This is a genomic window from Collinsella sp. AF02-46-1 (genome assembly GCF_003465825.1).
Lineage (GTDB): Bacteria > Actinomycetota > Coriobacteriia > Coriobacteriales > Coriobacteriaceae > Collinsella.
In genome coordinates this window covers 85781-112092 of the sequence record NZ_QSBV01000003.1, presented here as the reverse complement: position 1 = coordinate 112092, position 26312 = coordinate 85781, and the positions used below count along the sequence as shown (strand labels likewise).

General features: G+C 57.3%; 23 protein-coding genes. 13 read left to right on the top strand and 10 right to left on the bottom strand.

Translation table 11 applies throughout. From position 1 onward, the window contains the following. Positions 1-220 precede the first annotated feature (220 nt). The 6 genes from DWV20_RS02300 to DWV20_RS02275 all read right to left on the bottom strand — a co-directional run bounded on the left by DWV20_RS02300 (position 221) and on the right by DWV20_RS02275 (position 6468). The gene (locus DWV20_RS02300) at positions 221-1648 is read right to left on the bottom strand and encodes a M20/M25/M40 family metallo-hydrolase (protein ID WP_118256287.1); all 1428 of its coding nucleotides are present in this window, start codon (positions 1646-1648) and stop codon (positions 221-223) included. 71 nt (positions 1649-1719) lie between these two features. Further along, complete coding sequence (locus DWV20_RS02295) at positions 1720-2505, bottom strand: amino acid ABC transporter ATP-binding protein (RefSeq protein WP_117637675.1); 786 nt, start codon at positions 2503-2505, stop codon at positions 1720-1722. Positions 2506-2527: 22 nt separating this feature from the next. Continuing rightward, positions 2528-3676 carry an amino acid ABC transporter permease gene (locus tag DWV20_RS02290; RefSeq protein ID WP_118256286.1) on the bottom strand — a complete coding sequence of 383 codons (1149 nt, stop codon included), beginning with the start codon at positions 3674-3676 and terminating at the stop codon, positions 2528-2530. 9 nt (positions 3677-3685) lie between these two features. Then, a complete protein-coding gene (locus DWV20_RS02285) occupies positions 3686-4507 on the bottom strand; it encodes a transporter substrate-binding domain-containing protein (RefSeq protein ID WP_233505620.1) in 822 nt (273 codons plus the stop codon). Positions 4508-4591: 84 nt separating this feature from the next. After that, positions 4592-5485 (bottom strand): aldose 1-epimerase family protein, encoded by an 894-nt coding sequence (locus DWV20_RS02280; RefSeq protein ID WP_117763854.1) that lies wholly within the window; start codon positions 5483-5485, stop codon positions 4592-4594. Between the two features lie 113 nt (positions 5486-5598). After that, positions 5599-6468, bottom strand: coding sequence for a hypothetical protein (locus DWV20_RS02275; RefSeq protein WP_117734905.1), 870 nt, complete (start codon positions 6466-6468; stop codon positions 5599-5601). A 250-nt stretch (positions 6469-6718) separates the two neighbouring features. On the opposite strand from DWV20_RS02275, the gene DWV20_RS02270 reads away from it, so the two are divergent. From DWV20_RS02270 to DWV20_RS02255, 4 genes are all read left to right on the top strand, one after another. Next, on the top strand, positions 6719-7957 hold the full coding sequence (locus DWV20_RS02270; RefSeq protein WP_233539756.1) for an MFS transporter: 1239 nt from the start codon (positions 6719-6721) through the stop codon (positions 7955-7957). A 236-nt stretch (positions 7958-8193) separates the two neighbouring features. After that, positions 8194-9519, top strand: coding sequence for a 6-phospho-alpha-glucosidase (locus tag DWV20_RS02265; protein ID WP_117763852.1), 1326 nt, complete (start codon positions 8194-8196; stop codon positions 9517-9519). Between the two features lie 24 nt (positions 9520-9543). After that, positions 9544-11124 carry a PTS transporter subunit EIIC gene (locus DWV20_RS02260; RefSeq protein ID WP_118256285.1) on the top strand — a complete coding sequence of 527 codons (1581 nt, stop codon included), beginning with the start codon at positions 9544-9546 and terminating at the stop codon, positions 11122-11124. Between the two features lie 77 nt (positions 11125-11201). Then, on the top strand, positions 11202-12002 hold the full coding sequence (locus tag DWV20_RS02255) for a MurR/RpiR family transcriptional regulator (protein WP_117743849.1): 801 nt from the start codon (positions 11202-11204) through the stop codon (positions 12000-12002). A gap of 192 nt (positions 12003-12194) precedes the next feature. Here the strand turns inward: DWV20_RS02255 and DWV20_RS02250 are convergent, their stop codons facing one another. Together DWV20_RS02250 and DWV20_RS02245 are read right to left on the bottom strand one after the other, a co-directional pair. Further along, positions 12195-13757, bottom strand: coding sequence for a PTS transporter subunit EIIC (locus DWV20_RS02250; protein WP_117734901.1), 1563 nt, complete (start codon positions 13755-13757; stop codon positions 12195-12197). 82 nt (positions 13758-13839) lie between these two features. Further along, positions 13840-15165 (bottom strand): 6-phospho-alpha-glucosidase, encoded by a 1326-nt coding sequence (locus DWV20_RS02245; RefSeq protein ID WP_089573127.1) that lies wholly within the window; start codon positions 15163-15165, stop codon positions 13840-13842. Positions 15166-15463: 298 nt separating this feature from the next. On the opposite strand from DWV20_RS02245, the gene DWV20_RS02240 reads away from it, so the two are divergent. From DWV20_RS02240 to DWV20_RS02200, 9 genes are all read left to right on the top strand, one after another. Further along, a complete protein-coding gene (locus DWV20_RS02240) occupies positions 15464-16213 on the top strand; it encodes a MurR/RpiR family transcriptional regulator (protein WP_158566287.1) in 750 nt (249 codons plus the stop codon). A 1192-nt stretch (positions 16214-17405) separates the two neighbouring features. Next, a complete protein-coding gene (locus DWV20_RS02230) occupies positions 17406-18944 on the top strand; it encodes an ATP-binding cassette domain-containing protein (RefSeq protein ID WP_117743464.1) in 1539 nt (512 codons plus the stop codon). A 361-nt stretch (positions 18945-19305) separates the two neighbouring features. After that, entirely contained in the window at positions 19306-19629 is a 324-nt protein-coding gene (locus DWV20_RS09840) for a hypothetical protein (protein ID WP_117734898.1), read from the top strand. Between the two features lie 154 nt (positions 19630-19783). Then, positions 19784-19999, top strand: coding sequence for a hypothetical protein (locus DWV20_RS02225; RefSeq protein ID WP_117743463.1), 216 nt, complete (start codon positions 19784-19786; stop codon positions 19997-19999). A gap of 9 nt (positions 20000-20008) precedes the next feature. After that, positions 20009-21391, top strand: a complete 1383-nt coding sequence (locus DWV20_RS02220) for a hypothetical protein (protein WP_147346301.1) — start codon at positions 20009-20011, stop codon at positions 21389-21391. A 169-nt stretch (positions 21392-21560) separates the two neighbouring features. After that, complete coding sequence (locus tag DWV20_RS02215; RefSeq protein WP_117743461.1) at positions 21561-22082, top strand: Rep family protein; 522 nt, start codon at positions 21561-21563, stop codon at positions 22080-22082. Between the two features lie 63 nt (positions 22083-22145). After that, positions 22146-22751 (top strand): hypothetical protein, encoded by a 606-nt coding sequence (locus DWV20_RS02210; RefSeq protein WP_117734894.1) that lies wholly within the window; start codon positions 22146-22148, stop codon positions 22749-22751. Positions 22752-22823: 72 nt separating this feature from the next. Continuing rightward, on the top strand, positions 22824-24029 hold the full coding sequence (locus DWV20_RS02205; protein ID WP_199407132.1) for a site-specific integrase: 1206 nt from the start codon (positions 22824-22826) through the stop codon (positions 24027-24029). Positions 24030-24190: 161 nt separating this feature from the next. Then, the gene (locus DWV20_RS02200; protein WP_118256283.1) at positions 24191-24637 is read left to right on the top strand and encodes a low molecular weight protein-tyrosine-phosphatase; all 447 of its coding nucleotides are present in this window, start codon (positions 24191-24193) and stop codon (positions 24635-24637) included. A 170-nt stretch (positions 24638-24807) separates the two neighbouring features. On the opposite strand, the gene DWV20_RS02195 is transcribed toward DWV20_RS02200, so the two are convergent. Together DWV20_RS02195 and DWV20_RS02190 are read right to left on the bottom strand one after the other, a co-directional pair. Then, entirely contained in the window at positions 24808-25137 is a 330-nt protein-coding gene (locus DWV20_RS02195) for a TIGR04076 family protein (protein WP_117743458.1), read from the bottom strand. Continuing rightward, complete coding sequence (locus DWV20_RS02190; protein WP_117743457.1) at positions 25130-25954, bottom strand: PfkB family carbohydrate kinase; 825 nt, start codon at positions 25952-25954, stop codon at positions 25130-25132. The genes DWV20_RS02195 and DWV20_RS02190 overlap by 8 nt, the downstream gene beginning before the upstream one ends. Between the last annotated feature and the right edge of the window lie 358 nt (positions 25955-26312).

The window sequence follows — 26312 nt, the reverse complement described above, 5'->3', positions numbered from 1 at the left end:
CCTTTATATGCGTGAAGGTGAAAATCGGCAGAGCTGATGGGGCGCACGGCGCCACTGCGGGGGTAAGCCCGGCTAGAACATGTCGATCTTCAGATACATGCGCATCCCTTCGCGTATGGGGTACATAGTTGCGGTCTAACCCATACATGATAGCGTGCGCAGGCAAACCTGCATATAACCCGCACGGAATCCGACAAGGGGACAGTCCCTTTGTCGGATTCTAGAGCATATGGAGCAGGGCGATGAGGAAGCGAACACCCTGGAGGTAGGCGCGGCGGGTGATGCGCTCGTTGGTGCCGTGGACACCGCGCTCGCACTCGTCATCGTCTACCACAAAGGCCGAGAAGCGAATGCACTCGGGGCAAATGCGCTGGTAGTTGGCAGCATCGGTCGCGCCGATCACGGTCGAGGGAACGATACCGATAGGAGCTCCGCCCGCCGCTGATGATCCGTTTTCCTCCGTCCCCTCTGGATCACGGAAATAGCGGGCGGCGATGGCACGGACGGCCTCGAGCCCCGGCCCGCCGACACGCGGAGACGGCGAAGGCTCGGAGCTGCCGGGGCCGAGCTCGATCTCGACACGGTCGGCGAGCCCCGCCTCGGCAACGGCGACGCGGCAGCAGGCCACGACATCGGCCACACTCGTGCCCTCGAGCATGCGGAAATTGATATTGGCCCACATATCCTGCGGCATCACGTTGGCACCGGTGCTACCGCCCTCGATTTGGGTCGGTGCACAGGTGGTGGTCACGAGCGGATAGAGCTTCTTGCTGGCAAGGCACTCGCGCACGATGGCGTCCTTGTTGGCGGCAATCTCATCCGCCGTGTAGAGCCCCAGCTCGACAAGCTGCGCGGCAAGCAAATCGGTCACGCGCGTCGGCCACTCGATATCGCAGATTGCGGCGATGGCACGGCTCAACACCTCGAGCGACGTGCCGCCGTAGGGGTTGGAAGAATGCCCACCCGCGCTCTTTGTCTTGAGCACAATGTCGGCATAACCCTTCTCAGCCAGGTCGGCGTGCATGAGCCAACCCTCGCCCGCGTTGTACTCGGCAGCCGAAACAATACGGTAGTCACCCTCGTCGATCAGATATTCAAGTTCAACACCGCGCTCCTCGAGCACGCGGCCGATAGCTCCAGCGCCGTACTGCGTGGTTTCCTCGTCCTGGCCAAAGGCGAGCAACAGCGAACGCTTGTGCTCCCAGCCGTGCGCCAACGCATACTCAACCGCCTCGAGAATGCCTGCGACCTGATCCTTCATGTCGATAGCGCCGCGACCCCAAATGTAGGTGTCGTCCACCTGTCCGCTAAAGGGGGCGTGCGTCCAGTCGGCCTCGGTACCCGGCACCACGGGGACCACGTCCATGTGGCCCATGAGCATGACGGGTTTGAGGGCGGAGTCGGAACCGCCAAGCGTCACCAACAGCGAGTGGTCGATAAGCTCGACCTCGCCCGCCGCAAACACGCGCGGCCAGGCCTGCTGCATATAGGCGCGCAGGTCGTCGAAGGGCTGCCAGTCCACCGCCTCGGCATCCATGCTCGAGATGGTCGGAAACGACAGCACGCGGCCCAAGCGCTCGCACGCGCCGGCCTCGTCCATATCGGCAAAATCGTCCTCATGCGCAAAGAAGCGCCAAACCTCGGCCATGACATCCTTTCGATTGTGACGACAAAGGCCGCCCCACGGGAGCGGCCCTGCAACGTAGGCGTTTGCGCCGGTTATTTGTCCTCGAGATAGCGAGAGAGGAACTCGCGAGTGCGCTGGTGCTTGGGATTGCCGAAGAGCTCGGCCGGCGCGGCGTCCTCGAGTACCACGCCCTTGTCCATAAAGACCACGCGGTCGGATACGGTTCGGGCAAAGGCCATCTCATGCGTGACGACGACCATGGTCATGCCGTCGGCAGCGAGCTTGCGCATGACCTCGAGCACCTCGCCCACGATCTCGGGGTCGAGCGCCGAGGTCGGCTCGTCAAACAGCATGATCTGCGGATTCATGCACAGGGCACGAGCGATGGCCACGCGCTGCTTTTGACCACCGGACAGGCGACCCACGGCGGCGTGCGCGAACTTTTCGAGTCCCACGCTCGCCAGATGCTCCATCGCGACCTTCTCGGCCTCGGCCTTGCTCATCTTTTTGAGCGTGACGGGCGCGAGCGTGCAGTTGTCGAGCACGTCCATATTGTTGAACAGGTTGAAGCCCTGGAACACCATGCCGATGTCCTCGCGCAGCTTATTGATATTGCAGCGCTCGGCCGTGAGGTCCTGGCCGTGGAACCAGATGTGGCCCGCGTCCGGGGTCTCGAGCAGGTTGAGGCAGCGCAGGAAGGTCGACTTGCCCGAGCCCGAGGCGCCGATAATGGTGACGACCTCGCCGGGATTGACAGCGAGGTCGATGCCCTTAAGCACCTCGAGCGAGCCAAAGCTCTTGCGCAGGCCCTCGACGCGGATAAGCGGCTCATTGGTCTGTGCGGCGGCCGCGGTGCCGGTAGTGGCGGTATCTGCCATGATGATTCTCCTCGTCTTGAGCCTAGTTGGAGCTGGGCAGCGTTGCCGGGGCCTCGGCGCCGAGCTTTTTGCCAAAGGCCTCGAGCAGGCGGCTCGCCACGAGCGTCAGGATCAGGTAGACCACGAGCGCCACGCAGTAGACCTCCATCTGGCGGTAGTACACGCCGGCGACGGTGGTGGTGGCGTACATGAGGTCGAACACGCCGATGACCGAAAGCACCGACGAATCCTTGATGTTGATGATGAGCTCGTTGGTGAGCGCCGGAATCGCATTTTTAATGCCCTGGGGGAACACGACCTTGCGCATAGCCTGCCACTGCGAAAGCCCCAGCGAGCGCGCTGCCTCGGCCTGGCCGGGATCGATGGACTCGATGCCGCCGCGCAGGACCTCCATCATGTAGGCGGTGGAGTTGAGCGAGATGGTAACGAGGCCGGCGGTGAAGGTACTCCAAATCTGGTTGGCCTGGGCGGTCTCGAAGCCCATGCCGCGCAAAACGGTGAAGCCCGCGTAATAGATGAGCAGGCCCTGGACCATCATGGGCGTGCCGCGCACGATGGTGGAGTAGACGGTCGCAAAGCCGCGGCCGATGCTCTTAAAGAAGCGCACCAGGTCGTTGTCTACGCGGTCGAAGGTCTGAATACGCAGGAACACAAAGAGCAGCGCCAGGAAGAATGCGATGACGGTGCCGAAGGTGGCAAGCGCGATGGTGATCTCGATGCCACGGATGAAGAAGTCGCCGCTCTTGTAGGTCATGTAGACCAAGCTCGACAAAAAGTCGCTGGGGTTGGAATCCGAGACAATGCTCACCTGCACCAGGTCGATAAACGACATGACGCAGCGGTCGATAAAGAAGATCGCCGCGATGGCAACCACGACATAGCTGCCCAGGCGCGCGCTACGACGGAAGCGCTCAGATGCGAACGGCGACTTTTGGCGATAGTCGTTCCAATGCATGAGCTTGGTGACGAGCGCTGCCGCCGATACGACAATCCAAGCCCACAGAATCGCCCAGAGGCAGTCCTGGAACACACCCGTGGGCGCCAAGAAGCTCAGCGGCGTGGGGTTGCGCTGGCTAAACGCCAGGCCGAGCGCCGCGATAACGCTCGTGCCCAGGTACACATAACGGTGGTCGGCCTTGATAAAGGAGGCCAGACGATTGATGGTTTTCATGCTGCCTCCCTATGCCGGCTGACGGTCGAGGCACGCGTCCCACATTTGGTCGCGCTCCTCCTGGCTGACACCCTTGAGTGTCTTGTCGATGAGCTTAAGCAGTTTGTCCGATCCCTTGCGGCAGCCGACGTTTGCCGCGACCTCCTGCTTAAAGCCCTCGCCCTCGGCAAAATGAATGGGGACAATGCCCGGGTTTTGGGCCATATAGCCCTTCTCGCTCTCGGTGTTGTAGGTCACGGCGTCGCAGGTGCCCTGTAGCAGGTTCGAAAACACCGTGGGCACCGAATCGACCGGATTCTTGTGGACGACGCCCGGGATCTCGTCGATGACGGTATCGAGCATCGTGTCCTTTTGGCCGAGCACCGTGGCGCCACTAAAGTCGCTGAGCTTGGTCGCATTTTGGTAGGGCGAGCCCTCTTTTACGAACAGGCCAAAGTAGCCGATAAAGTACGGGTCGGAAAAGCCGACGGACTCCTCGCGCTCGGTCGTGGCGCTCATGCCGGCGATGATGAGGTCGATCTGGCCGTTGTTGAGCGAATCGATGAGACCCGAGAAGCTCTGTTTGACGGCAACGGGCTCGCCGCCAAGGGCCTTGCAGAGGATCTTTGCGATCTGAACATCGTAGCCATCGGCATAGGCGCCCTGCACGTTATCGATGGGGATCGTGAACTCGCTGGCCTCGGAGACCTGCCAGTTGTATGGGGCGTAGGCCGCCTCCATGCCGATGCGGATCTTGTCCTTGCCGATCACGGAATCGGACAGGTCGTCGCGACCGCCGCCCAGAGCGAACAAGTTGGCATGAAAAAGGCAAGGCGTAGACCTTCTGGTCATGCCTTGCCTTTTGAATGACAAATTGTTCGCTCTGGGTGGCGCGCAGCGTCGACCGGCCCGCCGTTCGCTAGAACGGCGGAACCTCTAGAGCAGGGTAACGCTAAAGGAGCGCTCGTCGGTGGCGCCGGGGGCCACGACGATGGTGTTGACCTTGTGCTCAAAGACGTCGTCCTCGGTGTCCATGGTGGTGTGACCGGTCCAAGGCTCAAGCGCCACAAACGGGGCGTCGTTGGCGGCAGACCACACGCCGATGTACTTAAAGCCCTCAAAGTCGATCTTGACGCCGTGACCAGACTTGCAACCGCGCAGCGTGAGCGTGGAGCCCGGGGTATCGGTGAACATGATGGCGTCGTTATCGAAGCTGCGGTGCGTGATGGGCAGCACGTCCGAGTTATCGGGGGCCTTGTAGCTGCCCTCGAACGTCATAAGGCCATCGGGCGTGATGACGGGGGCCTCGTTAGTCCAGGCCTCGGTAAACGCCAGCTCGTAATCCTCGAACGCCTCGTCCTCGGCACCGGGGGCGGGCACGTTAAATGCGGGGTGGCCGCCCACCGAGAACGGCAGGTCCATGTCGCCGGTGTTGGTGACGGCAAAGGTCTGCGTGAGGGTGGCGTCGCCGGTCAGGGCATAGGTCATGTTGAGCTTAAAGTGGAACGGGAACGCCTTGAGCGACTCGGGCGTGTCGGTAATCTCGTAGGTGACAGACGAGCCATCCTCAGAGACCTCGACCAGCTTGTGCTCGACAATGCGCGCGAGTCCGTGGCGCGGCATCTCGCAGGTGCCGGCCGCAGACGTTGCCGTGTTGTTGCGCAGCGAGCCCACAATGGGGAACAGGATGGGCGCATGCTTGCCCCAAAAGGCGGGGTCGCCCTGCCACAGATACTCGTTGCCGTCGAGAGCAAGGCTCGTGAGCTGGGCTCCCATGGAATCGATGGCCGCGGTGAGGCCGCCGCGCTTGATGGTAGTGACGGTGGACATGCTACTTCCTCCAAAAATAAACAATAGTGTCGAGGGCTATTGTCCCACTCTTGGCGGCGGGACGGGACGGCAGGCGATTATTGAGTAGCCATAGCGGAATGAGCGGCAAACGCCTACTGGGTATCCACGTAAAGGTCGAACCCGCCCTGCGGCGTGGTGTCGACCGTATCGGGCGCCTGCGAGTTAAAGCTCACGGGAACCATGCGCTTTGAGGCGCGGAAACGCGTACCGTCGGTGGCGACGGGCGGCTCATCGACCGTGAGCTCGTAGTCACCAGGCTTGAGCTCGATACCGTCACCTTCGGAATTGACGTATTGGTACTCGTCGACCGCTTGCCCCTTGAGCGTGCGACCCACAATATGGACGAGCATCTGGCTGTCGCCGCGCGCAGTGTCCCACGTCGCGCCGTCCTTGACCTCGACCGACACATGTACCGAGCGCGTGCGGCCGAGCGATTGCTCGACAGACATCTCGACCTTGGCGGCGTCTCTTCGCTGTTGTTCAACATGGCTCCAAACGCTACCAATTACCGAGCATGCGATAACGCCGGCCATAAAGGCGATAAGGATGGGGCCGAGCGGCGAGCGACGTCCCGCATCTTCCTCGTGAGACAGATTGGGGCGACGTGTGGGCGCGAGCGCCTGGGCACCCTGCGAGGGCACGTCGAGAATGCTGAAGGATGCCGTGCTGTCGGGGTCGATGGTGTGGCGCGGCTGCGGGGTCTTTGCCGGCGAGATCGACATGTCGGCTGGCTCGCCGAGCGTGGCCGTAGCATCGGCTTTGGCCTCGTCTGCCTCGGCCTGGGCCCAAGCTTGTTCGAAGGTCAGGGGATCGACAGGGCCGAGGGCGGCGTCCGAGTCGGCGGCGACGTCGTTGCCAGTCTCGTCCTCGTCGATCGACACGTCACGCGGCGCAGGCTCGTCCCACCCCTCGTCCGGAGCCTCACCCTCGCTGTACCACCATTCAAAGTTATCGATATCCATACGGGGCGCCCCTTAGGCCTCGCAAATAAACACTTGCTAGTTTTATACCCCCAGACGGCACGGCGGCTCGCCGGCACAGATAGGAAAACCATCACAACATTCGACGCTTTTCCTCGTTTTCGAGCTTTTCATCGAATGTTGTGACGGTTTGGGCGGCAGCCACGCCGCGAATGTGACAAAGGGACTGTCCCTTTGTCACATTCTGTTAGAGTTGCAGGGATTGAATCCCGCTTATTCATGCGACATTGGAGTGACAACCTTGATCGCCGCAACCACGCCTAAAAGCAAGTCAACCGCCGCCGCGCTCTCCCCTGCGCGCACCAAGCTCTGTCTGGCGTTACTCGTGTTGTTAGGCTTTTCGCTCGGCTGTTCCGAGTTCGTGGTCATCGGCATCGAAAGCGACTTGGCAACGGAACTCGGCGTATCGCTTGCCACCGCAGGCCAACTTATTAGCGTGTTCGCGCTCGTCTACGCTATCGCCACACCGGTGCTTGCGCTCAGCACGGGACGCTTCCGGCGCTACCAGCTGCTCGTGTGCTACAGCATCGTCTTTGTGCTCGGCAACCTGGTCATGGCGTTGGCGCCCAACTTCCAGGTGCTGTTTATCTCGCGCATTGTCCTGGGCTCCGTCTCGGGCGCGCTGCTCGCCGTGGGCGTAACGTACATCCCCGAGCTGCTGTCTCCGCAGCAAACTTCACTTGCCATCTCGGTGGTATATGGTGCGTTTTCCGTGGCAATGGTCTTTGTCACTTCGATCGGCAAGTTTGTGGCCGACACGCTCGATTGGCACGTGGCCATGTACGGCACGCTGACCTTTGCCGTTTTGATCTGCGGAGCGCTTGTGGCGTTTATGCCGCGCTCCGGTCAGACCGATGAGCCCGCCACCTTCCGCGAGCAGGCGGGGCTGCTACGCGAGCCGAGCATCATCACCGGCATGCTCATCTTTTTGTTTGGCGTGGGGTCGGTCTACGTTTTCTACGGCTATGTGACGCCTTATCTTGAGCAGGTGCTGGGCATGGGCACGGTCGAGGCCAGCACCACCCTTATGGCCTACGGCGTGTTCTGCCTGATCTCGAACATCCTGGGCGGATGGATCGATGCGCGCTTTGGCATGAAGGCGCTGCTTGTGACGTTTGTGCTGCAGGCCGCGGCGTTATTCGGGCTGTTTGCCGTGGGCGGCACCATGCCGCTCGCGCTGGTCTTTGTCTTTAGCTTGGCGCTGCTCATGTACCTGTTCTCGGTGTCATGCATCACGCACTTTATGGACGTGGCACGCAGCCGCCATCCCAAGTCGATGGTGCTCGCGAGTTCGGTTGAGCCCATGGCGTTTAACGTCGGCATTTCGTTTGGCACCGCGGTAGGCGGCGCCGTTGTGAGCAGCGCTGGCATTGCGTACGTGGGTGCCGTGGGCGCCGCGTTCTCGCTTGTGGCCTGGGCGCTTACGCTGGTGACGATTAAGTTGGCTCGCTGGGAGCGTCGTCGCGGGTAGCGCAATTGCAGCCAAAAGCCGCAGCACCGCCCACCATCTTTTGACCGCCTGGCGTTCGCTCCCGCAGCCATGCAACACGTCGCCCAAGTCAGCATCTTTCCCGGCGCTATTTAACCACGCAAAACGCATCCTGTTAAGATTACCGCTATCGTTTTTCGCAATCTGAAAATCGGTAGAATCGCAGGTAAAGCTTTCGTAGTCTGAAGTGGTCAATCCACACGAAAGGGGTTTACCACATGGACAAGAAAGCAGTTGTAATCGCCGGGGCCGGCAGCACCCACACTCCCGGCATCATCCAGAGCCTATTGCAGAAGAAAAACGAATTGCCGCTGCGCAAACTCGCCCTGTACGACATCGACGAGAAGCGCATGCATCTCGTCTACGACATCATGAAGCAGTTCATCGAGCAGGAAGCTCCTGACATTGAAGTTGTCGTGACGACCGATCCCGAAAAGGCATTCACCGATGTCGACTTCGTCTTCGCACAAATCCGCCAGGGTGGCCTTCAGATGCGTCGCCAGGACGAGCGCATCCCTCTCAAGTACGGTTGTGTAGGACAGGAAACCTGCGGCGCCGGCGGTTCGATCTCCTATGGCATCAGGTCCATCCCCGGCGTCTTCGACCTCGTACGCTACGCCAAGAAATACAGTCCAGACGCCTGGATCCTCAACTATTCCAACCCCGCCGCAGTTGTCGCCGAGGCCACACGTCGCGAGTTTAACAACGACCATATCCTTAACATCTGCGATATGCCCACGGCTATCTTGCTCTCGTACTCTAAGATGCTCGGACTTCCCAGCTGGCGCGATATCGACCCCATGTATTTTGGACTCAATCACTTTGGCTGGTTTACCAAAATCTACGACAAGCAGGGACGCGATCGTCTGCCGGAGCTCCGTCAGATGATTCTCGAGCACGGCATGGCCGTGAGCGACAAGCATCACAAGGACAAGGACTGGATGCACACCTGGGGTCAATACGTCAAGATTGTGAAGGACTATCCCGAGTATCTGCCCAACAGCTACCTGCAGTACTACCTGTACTCCAAAGACATGGCAGATGACATGGACCCCAACTGGACGCGCGCCGACAACGTCATCAACGGACGCGAGAAGGAGATGTTTGCCGAGCACGACAAGTACCTGGCAGATCCCGCCAATTACAAGAGCCCCGTACAGAGCTTCACGGTCTTTGGCGACTTTATCGTCGACGCAGCCGCCTCTATCGCCTACAACAAGTGCGAACGTTATCTCGTAATCGTCGAGAATAACGGCGCCATCCCCAATCTGCCCGATGACGCCATGGTCGAGGTCCCCGCCTACCTGCGCTCTTGGGGCCCTGAACCCATCAGCCAGCCTGCTATCCCCACCTTTTACAAGGGGCTTATCGAAGAGCAGAATGCCAGCGAGAAGCTCGCCGTCGACGCATATTACGAGCATTCCTACCAGAAGGCGCTCGAAGCCATCGCGATCAACAAGACCGTCCCTTCGACTACCGTCGCGCGCCAAATCCTCGACGACCTGATCGAAGCGAACGGCGATTATTGGCCGACCCTGTCCTAACTCCCCGCGCATCGAAGGAACATCATGAAAGAAAGCAAGCTCTACAGCGAGTTCCAGAGACTCGGCAAGGTGCTCATGGCGCCGGTCCTCCTCCTGCCCGTTTCCGGCATTTTGGTCGGTCTGGGCTCCGCCCTTTCCAATGCTAACCTCATCTCGCTCTGCCCGCTTTTGGGCACCGAGCCAATGGTGATCTTTAGCACACTCATCAAAGCAGCCGGCAACGTTATCAATGGTAACATCTCGGTTCTCTTTGCAATCTGCATCGCCTACGGTTACGCCAAGGCCGAGAAGGCGACCGCCGCACTCTCAGGCTTCATCGGCTATATGACCATGAACACAATCATGGGTCAGCTGCTTATCCTGCTGGGCACCATCGATCCCGCCAACCTGCAGACCGGTCAGAACGCCATCCTGGGCGTAACCACACTCGACACCGGCGTATTCGGCGGCATCATCATCGGCTTGGTAGTCGCGTGGATCCACAACCGATTCTATAAGGTGCAGCTTCCGCCGGTGCTCGGCATCTTCAACGGCACACGCTGCGTCCCCGCCCTCACCGTCGTTTTCGCGAGCCTGGTGGGCGTTGCACTCGCCTTCGTGTTCCCATTTGTGCAAACCGGCCTAAAGGCCGCCTCGACACTCATCGATTCCACCGGGGTGTTTGGCGCGTTCATCTATGGCTTCTCCGAGCGCATGCTTCTGCCCTTCGGCCTGCATCATTTCATCTACCTGCCGTTTTTCTTCACTTCTCTGGGCGGTAGCATCCAGGTTGACGGCCAGACCGTCGAAAGTGCTGTCAACATCTACAACGCCATGCTCAACACGCCCGGCATGATGTACGACATCGACATCTCAAAATACGTCATGAACGGCAAGGTGCTGTTCGCCATGTGCGGCCTGCCCGCGGCGGCACTCGCCATCTACCACTGTGCCCGTCCCGAGAATAAAAAGAAGGTCGGCTCCCTCATGATCGCCGCCGTTATCCCGGCCGCCATCATGGGCATAACCGAACCGCTCGAGTACTCCTTCCTCTTTGTAGCACCCGTACTCTATGTGGTCCACGCCCTGCTGTGCGGCATCGCGTATGTACTCACCTACCTAGTACAGTTCAATGTGCCCGGGCCTTCCGCCTTCGGCGGACCGCTCCTCTCGTGGATCTTCAACGGCATCATGAACGCCGACAAAGGCTCCAACTGGTTCTGGCTTATTCCGCTCGGCATCGCTTACTTCGGGATCTATTACGTGCTGTTCCGCGCCTTTATCAAGAAATTTGACCTCAAAACCTCGGGCCGCGAGGATGATGACACGCAGGCAGCGGATGACACGTCGGCAATCGACTCCAAAGCACCTGTCCAGGTAAGCGAGCTCATCCCACAGATCGTGGAAGCCGTGGGCGGCGCCGATAACATCTCGGGTGTCAACGCCTGCTTCACTCGCCTGAGGCTCAGCCTCAAAGACACCGCCCTAGTCAAGGACGATAGCGTCTTCACCAAAGACCTCGGCGCCAGTGCCATCGTGCACGTTGGCGGCGGTGTTCAGATCGTTTACGGCAATAAAGCTTCTGTCTACAAAGTCGAAATGAGAGAATACTTGGGCATGGAATAAATCCGTCCCATAGCTTCACCACAATGCTCCGGAGATGGCATATCCGCTCCGGGGCATTATTGTTTGGAGTGATTTGAATGTCGATGTACGAGGTCTATTCGAACCTCAGGTCTTGTATCGAAGACGTCGAGAAGGGCGGCAGCCTTGACGCCCACATCGCACTCTACGCCCTTTCCCATCACGACGAGGTCCCAGAGCTCTCAATAGAAGAACTTGCCCGCGCGTGCAATACATCGCCCGCGACCATCTCACGCTTCTGCAGGCGCGTAAACGGCTCGAGCTTTCGATCGTTCAAAGAGCAAGTTGACGACTTCAACGCTTGGCTCCAGCGTGAGACAACCGAGGCAAGGGCTCATAAGCAAATCGATATACCCTGGTATTTCGATATCGTAGAGACCTCTTTGCTTGAAACAAAACGCCTGCTCACTGAGGATCGACTCGAGCAGGCCGTTGACTGGCTTCTCGATGCGCAAAATGTCTACGTATACGGAAGCTCATTCTCCAATCTCGCCGCCCGCTCACTCTGCGAAAAGCTGAGCCGCGTAAACCGACTGTGCTTCTCATTTGGCTCCGTCAAGGGACAGGAGACGTCACTCTGTCTGCTCCAACCCGACGATCTAACCATCTTTGTATCGTTCTCAGGAAAGACGAGCTATATCTTCAATCTTTACGTTGAGGCCAAGCGGCGAGGTTGCCGCGTTATTTGGATATCGAGCAACATGGCATTCGATAACAACGGGGCGCGTGAGCTCTTGCTACCCGTGAGCACGGAGTCACTCAGCGAGTATTCGACCGCCTTGGTTGAGGGCATGAGCCTACAAAGCGCGGTTAACGCTCTATATATCAGCTGTGCAAATCGACTTCGGGCGCAGCGCTAGCCGCAAACATGCTAGAACTGAAAAGAACGCACCTCACCGTCGCAAGGCGTCCGAATACACGATAGGCAGTGCCAAAAGAGAGCAGCGAGCACGTCATGTACTTGCCCATTCGCCCCAAAACAGCACAGGTCGGCGCCCGATTGAAGAATCGGACGCCGACCTGTATTAATCTTGATCGTGTGGTTGAGTCGTTTACTCCATACCCAGCAGCTCGCGCATCTGAGTTGCGTAGTTAGATGCCATGTTGCCGTAGACAATCTGCACGCCGCCGTTGACATGCACGATGCCACGCGCTTCAAGCTTTTCGGTAAACTCGGCGTCATCAACCACCTTGTCACAGTCATTGAGCTGGATGCGCAGACGGGTGAAACAAGCCTCGACAGACTTAATATTGTTGTCGCCGCCCACTGCCTCAACGATGGCGGGAATGAGGTCGCTGATCACGGTCTTGGGAGCCTTTTCGGCCTCGTCGTCGGACTCTTCCTCGCGGCCAGGGGTCTTAAGGTCCTTCTTAAGAATGATGAACTTGAAGACGAAGTAGTACACCACGAAGTAGATGGGGCCAAGGAACAGGATAACCTGCCAGTTGGAGCCCTTGGCTGCACCCATAATGCCGTTAAAGATCAACGACAAGAGCGGGCCACCGAAGGACGCGGAACCAGCCACGTTGAACTGCAGGACATAGGTCAGTGCATAGGCAAGACCAGCCATGAGAGCGTGGAACACGTAGAGGATGGGCGCGATAAACAGGAAGGAATACTCGAGCGGCTCGGTAATGCCGGAGAGGATGCAAGGCACCACGATGGCGATCATGAGCGCTGCGGTCTTCTTCTTGTTCTTGGGAAGCGCCGTCTTGTAGAAGGCGAGTGCAGCGCCGGGCAGGCCGAACATGGCGAAGATAACCTTGCCGTTCATGACAAAACGGCTGACCTCGATGTTAAACGGCGTGCTGGGAGAGCCCAGGATCGCATTGTAGATATTGATAGCGCCCTGAACGGTCTGGCCGTCGATGGTCTCGACGCCACCGAGCGACGTGAAGAAGAACGGCAAATAGACAAAGTGATGCAGGCCAAAAGGCAGGAGCATGCGTTCGCCGGCACCGTAGACAAATGCACCAAAGGCACCCGTAGTCTTGATGAACTCGGACAGCGCACCGAGAGCGTTCTGAATAAACGGGAAAACAAAGGACATGACCAATGCGAGGATGCTGCATGAGAGCAGCGTTACCGCCGGAATAAAGCGCGTACCGTTGAAGATGGAGAACACGGCGGGCAGCTCAATCTTGTAGTAACGGTTATGCAACCATGCGACGATTGCGCCCACCAGAAGACCGCCGATAACGCCAGTGTCGAGCGTGGTGATACCGAGAATCGTGCTCTGGCCCGTCGTAAGATTCGCGGGATCGATAACGCCAGTCGCCGTAAGGAACGTGCCCATCACGGAATTCATGCACATGTAGCCCAAAAAGCCACAAAGCGCCGCGGTAGCCTTCTCGGACTTGGCGAAGCCATAGGCGAGACAAATCGAGAAGATAACCGGGATGTTGTTCATAACGATGCCGGCTGCGGCCTTGAGAATCGAAAAGAAAATCGCAAAGCCCGGAGCAGCAAGCCAGGGAACAGCTGCCGTAAGGGTGGGGCTGGTAAAGGCATTGCCAAAGCCCTGGAGGATGCCGGCAATTGGCAGAATCAGCACGGGCGTCATGAGGACTTTGCCCAGGCGCTGGAACTTTGCCAGCAGCTCATCTTTGTTCATGGGATACCCCTCTTAAAGAAACGGGGCGCGCGGCTCTACAATCCACACGCCCCATAACAGTTATCAAGCGATATGGAACTAGTTACTTAAGCTCCGGCCAATAATCCTTGTTCGCCTCGATGAGCTTGTCGAGCACCTTACGAGCCTTCTTAGCATCACCGACCAGACGATTAAGCGTGAGTGCCTGCAGAGCCTTCTCGTAGGAACCCTCCATCCAAGCCTCAACAGTCAGGCGCTCATAGGCGTACTGGTTCTCCATAAGGCCGCGATAGAAGGTGCCAATCTTGCCAACAGCATAGGGCTGCGGGCCATTGGCGCCCACGCTTGCCGCGACCTCGACCATGGCGTCATCGGGCATGCCCTCGATAATGCCGTTGTTGGGCACAATGACAATGAAGGTCTTGTTGGTGTTGCGATAAATGGCCGAGGTGATTTCCACGATCATATCGCCATGAGCATCGTTCTGCACAACCGAGGAGTTCTTTGCGGTGCCGACTTTGGCAACACGCTCGCACTCGGCGAACACGCGCTTCTCACGGCCGTTGATAACCTCATCGGAGCGAGTGTAGTCGGGGTCGAGGTGAGCGACCTTGTACTCGGGATACAGATAGTACTGCAGATAAGTGTTGGGCAGATAGTCGGGGAAGTCCTCGAGCATGTCCTTGACCATGGCGTAGGTATCAAGCCAGGACTGGTCACGCTGCTCGGCATCGGCAGGAAGGAAGCCGTTCTTCTCCGTGTACTCCTTAATCTGCGGGACGAGGTCATGACCCTCTTCATCGTAGATGTGCTTGAACCAACCGAAGTGATTGAGGCCAAAGTACACGGGCTCCGTCTTGCTCATATCGCGACCGAGCAGGCGACCGTAAGAGCGCATGAGGTTGACAGGCTGGTCGCAGATGTTGAGGACGCGATGCTCATCGGGCAGAACGCGCTCGAGACCATATGCCACAATAGCAGCCGGGTTGGTGTAGTTGATAATCCACGCCTCCGGGCTATGAGCGCGAACGTCGTTGACGATCTCAACCATGTCATGCATGGAGCGCATACCGTAAGCCATGCCGCCGGGGCCCACCGTTTCCTGGCCGATGATTCCCATATGCAGCGGAATCTTCTCATCCTTGCTGCGCATCTCGTAGCCGCCGGTACGAATCTGGCAGAGCACAAAGTCAACGTCAGTGTATGCCTCGTCCTTATCGGTGGTGTAACCAAACTCCACACCGGGCTCCTCCTCGGCGAAGAGGATCTTGCCAAACTCGCCGATCGGACGCTGGCGCTCGGCATCGATGTCATAGAGCATCACGCGGTTCAGCGGCAGAATGTCCATGTGCTTGGTCAGGGCTTTAAGAATGCCAGGGCACCACGTGGAGCCGCCGCCAACGATCACAATATTGAGCTTATCCTTCATGTTCCGTCCCTCCAGGGTTGGCTGATCGGTGTTCTCGAAGACCTTGGGCTCCGCGGTTGTCCTCGGCTTGCTTCGTTTCGATTGATATTTTGCGACTTGAGATCATTTGCAAGCCCCTGCGCAGGTCAATGCGAAACGGGGACACATGATTTCGTTCACGACACAGATATGTGTAGGCCGACACGTACGTTTGCCCAGTTCATGGGTAATAGGCAATCTTGACCGATTACCGATTTCTCACCTGGCTACACAAAGCGGTACCATATGTACGGCGAGGTGCGAGGGGCTGAAACATCTTATGAAAGATCAAGAATCTTTTTATGATCATGTGCGAGCTGGCGAGAGCAAGCTCAACGATCTCGAAAGCGAGATCATGCGCTACATCATCGAGCTGCGTGACGATATTGACGATGTCACGCTTAAGGGCGTTGCTGAACGGTTCTTTGTCGCTCCCAACACGATCGTAAGGCTTGCCCATAAGCTTGGCTTCTCGGGGTTTACGGAGCTCAAACAATCGTATTCCGCCTCGCTCGATCGCAATCGATTCACTATCGAGGCACTTCCTCTTGATACCCAGCTCGTACAAACAAAAGACCTGATTAACGACCGGGTCATCGACTCGGTTGTAAGCCTTATCCAGGACGCCTCGCATATCGTGTTCTTCTGCTCGGGCTTTTCGAAATACCCGTGCCTCGAGATGGCTGAAAAGCTCAAAATAATGGGCAAGAACACCGATACGCTCAGCGAACGCCATGTCATGAGGCATTACGCAGAACTGCTTGGCAAAAACGACCTGGTCTTCAGCGTTTCCGTAAGCGGCGAGACGCAGGTGTCTATTGACGCCACATCGATAGCCAAAACGCGCGGATGCAAGGTCGTCACACTCACCGGCTTTTCTCGAAATTCTCTCTCGAAACTAGCCGACTACCCTATCTACACCGTGCAAAAAGAAATCCGCTTGGGCAGCATGGACCTCGACAGTCGATTAATGTTCTATTACGTTTTCGAATTGATATTTGAGCGCTACTTCAAACTGGCTAAGAAATAAAACTCTGTATGCGCCCGGCTTCGACTCTTTAGCAGCCTTCTATATGAAAGGTATCGTTCTATGCAACGCGTACTGTTTATCTGTCATGGGAATATCTGCAGATTCAGAAAAATGCCTAGCTAGTTAGGATCCCGGCGAACCATATCGCGTACCTTACGACGTTTTTACGACTTTGAGCCCCGATGCGATATTGCCGTGATGGAGAAAAGCAACTCCTTTCGCCTTTCCCCAGTAGCTGAAGAACGGAGAATCGAGCATAAGCATTCCTTTCCGGTCGTCTCAAACCTCTGCAATTTGGAGGGTAAATCGCGAAAGCTAATATCTCAAACACCAGAAAAATCAAGTCGATGACCTCGCTCAACATTCACGATGTTAGTGTCGGAAAAATTTAGCCAAATATAGTCGGCCGAGATTGACCAATCCCGGCCGACCCATTTTGGCCAACACGCCCGCATCTATGACTTTCCTATCGCATTCCTACATCCCCTCGGGCTGGATCCCCCTCACCTTCACCGCCTGGGGGACGGCCTCCACCGAGTACGTGTCGAGCCCCCTGCCGCGGTAGCTCGGGCCCCGCATCACGAACACCGACGCCTTGTCGAGCAGCCTGTCGAGGGCGGCGTGTTGGCGCCACCAGCGTAGTGGCGGCGGGGAGGCACGGTGGCCATTATTCGGTGACCGGGATTGGTCAAAATCGGTTGACTATTAGCGGCTAAAATCGCCCGGCGCTAACAACGACGCCCACCATCGCATGCTAGTTACAAGAAGCGGATGCACTAGTATTCTTTCAATCGACTTGCAAACCCCTTCAAGCGTCCAACGCAATGGCGTGCTTTCAGACGCAACGCCTCCTTGCGTCCGCATTATTGCTTTGTTAGACTCTACGGAAGAATTCAGCGCAGGCCCATATGCCAAGCCAGCGCCCCGGAAAGGAAAAGGATTCGTGAAGCTGTAGACGATACATATCGACGCCAATTTGCAAATTGCCATCTATCCAAGAATAAATCTGGCTGCACATTTGTCGTATCGTCTTTTCACTGATCCTCGTATATCCTAAACACTACCTTTGCGAGCATTGCCGTCGACTCATTTTCTTTCAGCTTGACTCGAGTCGACGGGCGTTCACGTTGGTCGGAACGAGCCAATCAGAGCATATGCGGCAAAACGCGGCCTCCCATGCCGAGGAGGCACAATGTCAAGAACCAATTTGAACAGCTCCACCACCCTCGTTCTTTCCCATATTACTTATGCATATCCTGGCAGCGCAATGCCCGCACTCGACAACGTGTCGGCGACATTTGCCCCCGGCTGGCACGGCATCGTCGGAGACAACGGGTGCGGGAAATCAACTTTCGTCCGCATTGCGTGCGGACTTCTGATTCCAGATCGCGGCGTCGTTTCACCGCGTCTCGTCTCCGCATATTGCGCGCAAGAAGCCGGAGTCGAACCGCCCATGCTCTTCGATTTTGCGTGCGACTTCGCCCCGGCGACCACGCACCTCAGAAGGATGCTCCGCATCACCGATGATATGCTCTGGCGTTTTTCCGAGCTCTCCGGTGGCGAGCAGAAGAAAATTCAAATAGCCGTCGCGCTTTGGCAGAATCCCGATCTTCTGGCAATGGATGAACCGACTAACCATGTGGACGCAGAATGCAGAAGGCAGATTTGCAAAGCACTCGCCGAGTACAAGGGTATTGGCCTCCTCGTCTCGCACGACCGTGCGTTGCTCGACTCCTTGGCAAAGGACTGCCTGTGCTTTGAGTCGGGGCACGTCACCATGCGCCCCGGCAACTACTCCCAAGCTCGCTCGCAGGCGAATCTGGAGCGCGAAAGCGCGGCGCGGGCCAAATCGATTGCGCGATCCGAAGAAAAGCGCATGAAGGCTGAGTATATCAGGCGCGTTGAAAACGCCTCACGGTCCGCATCCAAGAGAAGCGCCCGTCATGTCGATCCGAAGGATCACGACGCGAAAGCACGAATCAAACTCGCCATTCTCACTGGCAGAGACGGCGTTGCGGGCAAGCTCGCTTCGCGCATGGACTCCCGAATCCAGCGCGCGCAAGCCGCCGTCGACGCCCACCATGTCGAAAAGCGCTACGAAAGCACCTTGTGGATGGAAGCGCAACCCAGCCCGCGCAAAACACTGATTCACGTCAGCTCAGATCGCATACCGTGCGGCCCGAGGCAATCTTTGCGGGTTCCCGAGATTTATCTGGGAAATACCGATCATCTGGGCATAAGCGGCCCCAACGGAGCGGGGAAAACAACACTGGTCAAGCATATCCTGGAGATATTGGAAGGCCGCAAGGCCACGGGATTGGACATTCGCACGCTGTATATCCCTCAGGAAGTCGACGATTCATCCTCAATTGAATTCCTCTCGGAAATCAAGGACCTGCCCCAAGCCGAACGTGGAGCCCTGCTTTCGATCGTTGCGCAACTCAATTCGGATCCCGAACGAATATTGTCCGGCGAGAACATCAGCCCGGGGGAGCTGCGGAAGCTCATGCTCGCCCGCGGTATACTAGATGCCCCCGAAATCATCGTCATGGACGAACCCACGAATCACCTGGACCTGCACTCGGTGGAGGCACTCGAGCGAGCGCTTTCCGCCTTTCCCGGCGCGCTTGTTTTGGTGAGCCATGACGAGCAGTTCCTCTCGGCCTCATGCCCCCTCCGCTTGGATTTGGCCCCAGAAGAGGAGCACACTATTGGTCAGCCCCTCCTCTAGCGCTCAGGCATGTCTTCTGCAAGCCGCCTTCTTCTGATATCCCCTCCCCCGTTTTGCAAGCAACTCAGCGCAAATGGCCCATCCCCCTCAGCCTGAAGGCTCAGCGACACCAACGATACCGACGATTCAATATCTGGATGTCCATATTTGCCCCATCTGGGTGATTATTAAATTGTGTTTGTTCCGTGATTGAATACTTTGTCATCATTACGCCCCACTTCTTCTCATCAGAGGACGTCGAGAACGACAGGTCCTTGCGAAATAATCCCAGCTCAGAAGCTTATGGCATGATGTGCTCACCGAATGCTCGATGACGATTGACGAATCGTCGGTAATATCCAATTTTAGGAAAGAGGTGTGTATGACCCGACCGAAGATCATGCGCGGACCGTTTGAATGCGGCTCCATCTCAACAACCAGTACGGCAATGTCGTCTATAAAGGAGTCTTCGGCGAGCATGCCGACTTGTTCTGAACGAGCTGTTCGACATGCCCTGAAGGCCGAAGAGATGTTCTCTCGCGTCATGTATCGCCAGATTCTTTGTGCCCACACGAAGCTCCATGGGGCAATGTTTGGGGACGATGATCTTCATGCCGCAACAAGAAATGTCGAGGAGATCTTGCGCAACGTCCTGCGCCTCTATCTCGATGTCCACGGCGAGCCGCAACGCGGAGTCAGCAAATAATTGGATTGAGAGGAGTTCGAGTATGAGGAAATTGAATCAGTTTATGAAGTTCGATTGGGAAGCTTTTGCGAAAGGCAAGCGTTTCCTTTGTGTCGGAGGTGGTAAATGGGTTGATTAAAACACCAAAGAGCATCGCGGCACCAAGATCGACGTGGTGATCACAACCGATAACACGCAGTATCACCAAAACGAAGGCGAGGTGGTCAGCAATCGTTTCGAGAAGCTTTCCATCAAGGTTTCGAACGATATCGAGATTCCCGTCAATCAGCACGTCATTCCCACCGGCGTGGTCGCAAAGGTTTACGGTGATTATCGCAACCAGTTGTCCATCACGGCGGACGGCATTACCGTCATCCCCGCGAAGGGCTAGGTGATTGTGGTGCGTTACTCCAGTGGCGCACCGGCGATCGTGTATTCGACCCCCAGCGCAAAGCTTTGTGTGCTGGGGGTCGCTTTATTTGCGGTCGCCGCGTGCGTTTATTGCATCGGGCTATTCGTGAACACCATTCTTGCGCCCATCGCCATAGAGCCCAGTACGGTGATGGCGTTTGGCGGCAACCTTACCTCCGCAGCGGCCACTCTTAGCCTCGCTGGGACCATGTTGTTTGCGGGAGGGATCACACATTACGTCATGCTATCTGAATCAACACGGTTGCATGCACGCATTAGGAAGGGGCTCTTTGATCCACGTTACGGGAATCCTCTACACCTGCGAGAAGGCGAGCTTCTTCCCGACATCTCTTGCAAAGAGACGGCTCCTGGACAGTTCGAGCTCGCCATCTCAACCTCATCCTCAACGGCAGAAGAAATATCGAAGATGGGACCTAGCATTAGCTCCCGACTTCGCGGAAGGTTCTCCCGCTACGCCGTCGTACTTGCCGAAGCAGACGTCGCATGCAATCAAGTGACCTTCTTCCTTGAAGATGTGACGTTGCATCGAGAGATCAAGGCATCGCGTGTCGAGGATTTGTGCCCGGCGAACGCCTACGAATTCCGCGTTCAAAACGGCACGAGCATCGACCTCCGCACCTCCGGTTCCATGCTCATCGCTGGAAAGACCACGGGCGTGATCGCCCTCTTGCTCCAAGCCCTGTTGGCTGGTCCTGACGGACACGGATCGCAAGTCCTCATCATAGACCCCAAGCAGGCCGAGCCCTCCCGACTTCCTCGCGTGGTTTCACTGAATGCTGACGGGGACGCTCGCGCAATCCTGTCTGCGTTATCACGGTTCGCCGACAGCATCAAAGAGCGACAGAGCTTCCTCAACGACAGGTCGACAGAGACGGGAGACGCCGTGCACTGGTGGGATGCGGGGCTTCACGTTTCGCTTCTCTTCATGGATGAGTACGTGGCACTCCGCACGCTGTTTCCCAAGCGCGCGAGCAAGGAGGACCCCGATTACTGCCTCGCGACGTTTGATGGGCTGGTGAAGCGCATCGTAACGATGGGGGCGAGCGCGGGCTGCTACGCCATCATCTCGATCGCCGAGGCGTCTGTTGAGGAGGGGGGCTTGCCGTCGATGCTGCGCTCGGCGTGCAGCACCCGCGTCCTCTTCAAGCCGACGCTTCCCGAGGCGCGGCTCATATGGGGCGCGGAACGCCTGCTCGACCTCGGTGCACCTCGCACCTTCTCCCCGGGCGACGCTTGGTTCAGCAGTACGGACGGGGCGCACGACCGCATCGGCTTTGTGCATTTTCCGATCATGGACTTCCCCGTGTACCGCGAGCTTGGGCGGCTCCTTGACCTGTACTTCAGAGAATAACCACCGCGGGGTCCGCTTCGCGCAGCAAAAGCGGACCCCGTCGATTGTTCCATTACTTGAAATTCTGCTCATTTATGCGCCTTGGGGAGCTTGTTATCCCAAGGCGCACCCTCGGGCGCGTTCCAAAATCGTCCCGAAATAGCTCATTTACGAGAAAGGACTCGGAACCATGACCAATTCTCTGCCCATGAAGACCCGCGCGATGATGTACGAGCAGCAGCTCGATCACCTGCCCCGTCTTGTGGACGAAATGTACCGAAGAATCGAAACACTCGCCCCGAAGCGCTATGCGGGCATCGTGCACGACAGCGACACGACGGACGCGGGACGTCCGGCAGCCGCGCATCTTCACGTGATGATGGAGTTCCAGAATCCGCGCTCGCTCAATAGCATCGCGAAGCTCCTTGGAGATAAACCTGAGCGCATCGAGGCTTGGAAGGCAGGTGTGGAAAACGGTTTTTCCTACCTGTGCCACAGAACGGATGGCGCACGATCCAAGCATCAGTACGACCCCAAAATCGTGCGCTCCAATTTCGATTACCCAGCGCTACTTGCTTCTATTGAGTCGCGCGTTGCTCGAACGAGGTCCCATAGCAGCATCAAAGTCCTTCTCGATGACCTTCTCGAAGGTCGTATCGACAAGGAGTCCTTGATCTCTCAGCTCTCCGGATCCGAATATGCCCGGACATAGCGTCAGATCGAAGACGTTTATGCACGCCGCCTTCAGGTTCAGGCCCGGGAATGGCGGGGGTTGATGCTCAAGGGCGAAAGAAGGGTGGAATCAGTTTGGATCTTCGGGCCTGCTGGAACGGGGAAGTCCACCCTCGCAAAGCTCTATGCGAAGCGGAAGGGCGAACCGTTCTTCGTCTCTGGATCTACGAGAGACATCTTTCAGGGGTATGAGGGCAAGCACACGGTGATTCTTGACGAACTTCGTCCCTCATCCATCCCCTACGCCGACCTGCTTCGCATCACGGATCCCTATGCGATGGAGCATGAGGTGATGGCACCGTCCCGATATTCCGACAAAGCGATAGCCGCCGATCTCGTAATCGTCACGACGCCCTACAGCCCCTTGGAATTCTATGGAGAACAGATGCGCCGATCCGCGACTTATCGTCCGCAAAACGATGTCGACGGATTTGGTCAACTTGAGAGGCGCCTCTCCGTCGTTGCGGAGATGCAGACGAGGGAGATCTGTCTCTCTGAGTTTAGGCACGATCTCGACGGATACTGGCCGGTCGAAGGTTCCTCTCGTACAAACCCATATTCGAGTTATGCGCGAGGACTCGCCCCCTCGTCCTGCGCCAACGCTCTTTATAAAGAGCTTCTCGACACCGTTTCGCACTTGACAGCTTAACCAATCGGGCCCCGTGCGATAATCTTGAAATATCGCATCGGGGCTCTTTTCTGAACAGGAAGGAGCCTGCTAGTGACTGTGAGAAAAGACAGCAAAGGGCGAATCCTCAGACGCGGGGAAAGCCAGAGAAAAAACGGCCGTTACTGCTTCAAGTATGTGGATGCAAGAGGTAAAACGCGGAGCGTCTACTCGTGGACCTTGACAACTCATGATCTAACTCCGAAGGGGAAGAAAGCCAGTCCGTGCTTGCGCGCGTTGGAGCATGAGATCCAGCGCGATCTGCTTGATAAGGTCGCGCCGAACAATATGACAGTCTACGAACTCGCATCTCGTTACACTGAAACAAAGACTGCCGTGAAACAATCCACTCGAGCCGCCTACAAGACAATCCTCAATTTTCTTGCTACAGATGAATTCGGCTCGCGACGAATATGCGGTGTCACCTCCCTTGATGCCAAGGAATGGCTCATCAACCTGCAAAAAATCCACGGCAAGCGCTATAGCACAATCCATAGCATCCGTGGTGTTCTGAGACCGGCGTTTCAACTGGCAGAGGAGAACAGCCTGATTCGCCGAAATCCCTTCTATTTCGAGCTCGCAACGATACTGACAAACGACATGGTTACACGCAAGGCCTTGGCCACTAACCAAGAACGCAGATTTCTTGCTTTCGTGGAGGGCGATGAACACTTTCACCGCTATCGTGACGCCATCTACATCCTTCTAAATACGGGCCTGCGCATTTCTGAATTCTGCGGTCTTACCGTCGAAGACCTTGATTTCAAAAACGGAAGCATTCGGGTAAACAAGCAACTTCAGCGGACCAGCAACATGCGATACTACATCGAACGTCCCAAGACGGAGAGCGGGATCCGCTATGTTCCCATGACTCAAGCCGTGACAGAGTGTTTCAGGAGTATCCTTGCGCAACGTCTAAAGCCTTCGAGTGAGCCGGTCGTTGACGGTGTTAGCGGTTTTCTGTTTCTTGATAAAAACGAGATGCCGCGTGTTGCCCTGCACTGGGAGAAGTACTTCCACCACGCGATAGAGAAACATAATCGCATCTACAAGGATGAGCTTCCCAAAATCACACCACATGTCTGCCGACATACCTTCTGCTCGAAGATGGCACGCAGGGGAATGAACCCTGCGAAGCTAAAATGCATCATGGGCCACTCCGACATCAACGTGACTTTTAACACATACACCCATCTTGATTTCGACGACGTCAGAGAGGATATGCTGAAAATTGGATGCAAAGGACGGTCAACATTGTGACAACAAGTCGTAAACCCTCGTTCTTTACGACAATTCTTACGACGCTGGAAAGAAGAATAATCCGCTCATTTATGAATCAATTTGATATTCTGTCCTTGACGAGGGATCAAAAAGCAGTGCGATTATCTGCGAAAACTCTGATATTCGAGAGGTTTTAGCCAATGCGCAAAATCCTATTTGTCTGTCATGGGAACATCTGTCGCTCGACGATGGCTGAGTCGGTGTTTGCCGAGCTGGTGCGCCGTGCTGGGCGCGAGGCGGAGTTCGTCATTGATTCTGCCGCGACCTCGACCGAGGAGATTGGCAACCCTCCGCATCATGGCACCGTCGCCAAGCTGCGCGAGGTCGGGATTCCCGTCGTTGCGCACCGCGCGCGCCAGGTTCGTCGCGCGGAGTATGGTGACTGGGACCGCATCGTCTATATGGATGCCGAGAACGCGCGCGGCCTGCGTCGCATCTTCGGCGACGATGCCGACGGCAAGATTTCGCGGCTGCTGGATTGGACCGATCGCCCCGGCGACGTCGCCGATCCCTGGTACACCGGCAACTTCGATGCCACCTACCGCGATGTGCTCGCCGGCTGCACGGCCATGCTCGAGCAACTGTAGGCGCCCGGGCGGCGCGGATGCGTGAGCCACGCCATCGGCATAAAATGAGCGTGGATAATCTCCCGCATACAAATTGAGCGTGGATAATCTCCCACTTTGAACGCAAAACGGCGCTCTAAACGGGAGATTATCCACGCTCATTATCTTGGTGGGAGAAAATCCACGCTCGATTACTCGTCGACGATCTCGGCGAGCCAGACGTTCAACGTATCGACCTCGGGGCAGCAGAACTTTGCCGTACCGGGCTCGTTGCCGGGCACGGTTCCGCCGTAGCGCAGGATGTCGATATAGGGAAAGCCCACATGGCAGGCCATGGAGCACATCTTGCCGCGATCGCGGTCGAAGTCGAAGACGTCGCCGGGCTTGTGGCCATGGTGGCAGCGGCACGTGCCCAGCTGGTCCACGCAGCTAATGCGGATACGTGGGCGCTTGCCGCGTGGCGCGCCGAGCAACTTGCCCTCGCTCGCGGGCTCGGGGCCGCTTTCGCTGGCGCTACTCATGGTCGATCACATCCAGGCAGGCCTCGATGGGCAGGCCGGCAGACTTGTCCTCCTGGTCAGCGTTGCGCTCGATAAGCTCGGCCACCACACGCATGGCATCGGCCGTTGCGTGCTGCAGGCTCCAGCCAGCCATAACGCGACCGACGAGCACCGCCGAGAACGTGTCACCGGTGCCCGGGAAATAGACCGGGATCAGGTCGAAGGGAATCGTGAAGTACTCCCCCGCCACGTGGTCGTAACCGATGACGGCGTTCGTGCCGTCGACCACAGCGCTCGTAATGACCACCGACTTGGCGCCCAGCGCGCGCATGGCGTCCACAAGGGCGTGGGCCTCGTCAGGCGTGATTTGCTCGGCAATGGGCGTGTCGGTGAGCAGGCACGCCTCGGTATAGTTGGGCACCGCATAGTCGGCGCACTCGAGCAGATGCCTCATGAGACCGATCGTGGACTCGGGCACACCGGCGTAAAGTTTGCCGTTGTCGCCCATGATGGGGTCGACGAATACCTTGGTGCCCTTTTGCGCGCGGCGGTGGCAAAAGTCTGAGATGATGCGCGTCTCTTCTTCGGTCACGATAAAGCCAGTGGAGATGGCGTCGAACTCAAAGCCGAGCTCTTCCCAGATGGCGAGACTCTGACGCACGTACTCCGTGGTGTCGTGGATGTAGAACTTGGGGTAGTTGAGCGTATCGGACACAAGCGCCGTCGGCAGGTTGTGGATGCGGTAGCCCATATGCGACAGCACCGGCAGCATGGCGGAAAGCGCGACCTTGCCGTAGCCGCACATATCGTTGATCAGCAGCAGCTGAGTGTTCTTCATGAGAGTCCCCCCTTGGGTCGGGAGCGGCGCAAAGTCGCCACAGTGCGACTAAGTGTAGCGCAGGGACCGTTGCGAGCAGGCGCCAGGGCCGCGAAGAGCGCATTGTTGCGGAAAGGTTTCGGAAAATGATCCCTTTTCCTCCGTCCCCCACGGATCATTCCAACATGTAAACGTCGATGTTTTGGCAATGCCAGCGAGCGGGTCGCATTTGAGGCAAGGTGACGTGAAACGAAAGGGTGCTGACCTTCTGGTCGCGCCCTTGAAGTTGAACGTCAGATTGTCCAAATGCGGCCCGCGCAGCGTCGGCTGGTCCGCCGTTCGTTAGAACGGCGGGACCAATAGGTTTGGTAAAACCGCG

What these genes read in the sequence shown, in the direction of transcription:
- DWV20_RS02300 (WP_118256287.1), bottom strand. Translation starts at nt 1,648, where the DNA reads ATGGCCGAGGTTTGGCGCTTCTTTGCGCATGAGGACGATTTTGCCGAT.
- DWV20_RS02295 (WP_117637675.1), bottom strand. Translation starts at nt 2,505, where the DNA reads ATGGCAGATACCGCCACTACCGGCACCGCGGCCGCCGCACAGACCAAT.
- DWV20_RS02290 (WP_118256286.1), bottom strand. Translation starts at nt 3,676, where the DNA reads ATGAAAACCATCAATCGTCTGGCCTCCTTTATCAAGGCCGACCACCGT.
- DWV20_RS02285 (WP_233505620.1), bottom strand. Translation starts at nt 4,507, where the DNA reads ATGACCAGAAGGTCTACGCCTTGCCTTTTTCATGCCAACTTGTTCGCT.
- DWV20_RS02280 (WP_117763854.1), bottom strand. Translation starts at nt 5,485, where the DNA reads ATGTCCACCGTCACTACCATCAAGCGCGGCGGCCTCACCGCGGCCATC.
- DWV20_RS02275 (WP_117734905.1), bottom strand. Translation starts at nt 6,468, where the DNA reads ATGGATATCGATAACTTTGAATGGTGGTACAGCGAGGGTGAGGCTCCG.
- DWV20_RS02265 (WP_117763852.1), top strand. Translation starts at nt 8,194, where the DNA reads ATGGACAAGAAAGCAGTTGTAATCGCCGGGGCCGGCAGCACCCACACT.
- DWV20_RS02260 (WP_118256285.1), top strand. Translation starts at nt 9,544, where the DNA reads ATGAAAGAAAGCAAGCTCTACAGCGAGTTCCAGAGACTCGGCAAGGTG.
- DWV20_RS02255 (WP_117743849.1), top strand. Translation starts at nt 11,202, where the DNA reads ATGTCGATGTACGAGGTCTATTCGAACCTCAGGTCTTGTATCGAAGAC.
- DWV20_RS02250 (WP_117734901.1), bottom strand. Translation starts at nt 13,757, where the DNA reads ATGAACAAAGATGAGCTGCTGGCAAAGTTCCAGCGCCTGGGCAAAGTC.
- DWV20_RS02245 (WP_089573127.1), bottom strand. Translation starts at nt 15,165, where the DNA reads ATGAAGGATAAGCTCAATATTGTGATCGTTGGCGGCGGCTCCACGTGG.
- DWV20_RS02240 (WP_158566287.1), top strand. Translation starts at nt 15,464, where the DNA reads ATGAAAGATCAAGAATCTTTTTATGATCATGTGCGAGCTGGCGAGAGC.
- DWV20_RS02230 (WP_117743464.1), top strand. Translation starts at nt 17,406, where the DNA reads ATGTCAAGAACCAATTTGAACAGCTCCACCACCCTCGTTCTTTCCCAT.
- DWV20_RS09840 (WP_117734898.1), top strand. Translation starts at nt 19,306, where the DNA reads ATGACCCGACCGAAGATCATGCGCGGACCGTTTGAATGCGGCTCCATC.
- DWV20_RS02215 (WP_117743461.1), top strand. Translation starts at nt 21,561, where the DNA reads ATGACCAATTCTCTGCCCATGAAGACCCGCGCGATGATGTACGAGCAG.
- DWV20_RS02210 (WP_117734894.1), top strand. Translation starts at nt 22,146, where the DNA reads ATGCTCAAGGGCGAAAGAAGGGTGGAATCAGTTTGGATCTTCGGGCCT.
- DWV20_RS02200 (WP_118256283.1), top strand. Translation starts at nt 24,191, where the DNA reads ATGCGCAAAATCCTATTTGTCTGTCATGGGAACATCTGTCGCTCGACG.
- DWV20_RS02195 (WP_117743458.1), bottom strand. Translation starts at nt 25,137, where the DNA reads ATGAGTAGCGCCAGCGAAAGCGGCCCCGAGCCCGCGAGCGAGGGCAAG.
- DWV20_RS02190 (WP_117743457.1), bottom strand. Translation starts at nt 25,954, where the DNA reads ATGAAGAACACTCAGCTGCTGCTGATCAACGATATGTGCGGCTACGGC.